1 protein-coding gene is annotated in these 761 nt (G+C 36.5%); it reads left to right on the top strand.

What is annotated here, in order from left to right:
- The first annotated feature begins 221 nt into the window (after nt 1-221).
- Nucleotides 222-488, top strand: a complete 267-nt coding sequence (locus HII30_RS21340) for a hypothetical protein (protein WP_169507055.1) — start codon at nt 222-224, stop codon at nt 486-488.
- The last annotated feature ends 273 nt before the right edge of the window (nt 489-761 follow it).

Here is a 761-nt window from a genome sequence, read left to right as displayed (position 1 = left end):
GTCAATCCGCTCCTATTAACGTAATACAAGCAGTATTGACTATTTTTCTATGATTCAGACTTTAAGCCACAAGGTATAGCGACGAAGCAGATTTATTTTTAACAGCACGTAAAGAAAGAAAGGATAAGAATTCAAACGAATTTAGATTTTATCAGGAAGTAATTAGCCTACTTACTGAATACTATTACAAGGTAGAAGATGCTAGATATAAAGATGAATATTTGATTGAGCAAGGATATGAATTGGCAATTGAAGGATTAGAGCTTGTAAATATCAACGGAAAGAACTTGACTAATTCTCCATATTTAGAGTCCGTAAATCCAGAATACAGGTCTAAAATTCTTGATTTGATTTCCCAATCAAGTGCTGATTTAAGATATTATCAGAATGATTTTGATGGAGACGATGAATATCCAAGTAAAGATATTATAGAGTCAATCATTTCAATTTATAGAGAAGCAGATATAAAAATAAAGCTCAGCAAATAAATTGATTGTATTTCAACGATGTCTGGTACCTCACATAACAATGTATCCACGCTACGGGCCTAGCGGCCCTTGGTCTGCCCGCGGCATTTCCAAGAGGAAGTTACAGGCAGACAACCCTGCGAACCTAAGTCCTAGCGGACCCAGTCGCTACGCTCCTTTAAGGCTCTCGGGTTCGTGGATACAACAACGTTATATGAAACCACTGCCAAACCGAAGGAGTTATAAATCCATGAATAGTCGATTCAATGATACTGGAGAATCAATTTATAGTTT

It is taken from the genome of Paenibacillus lemnae (genome assembly GCF_012933385.1).
Lineage (GTDB): Bacteria > Bacillota > Bacilli > Paenibacillales > Paenibacillaceae > Paenibacillus_AQ > Paenibacillus_AQ lemnae.
Note: the sequence above shows the minus strand (reverse complement) of the source record. Positions and strands in the feature narration are given on the sequence as shown.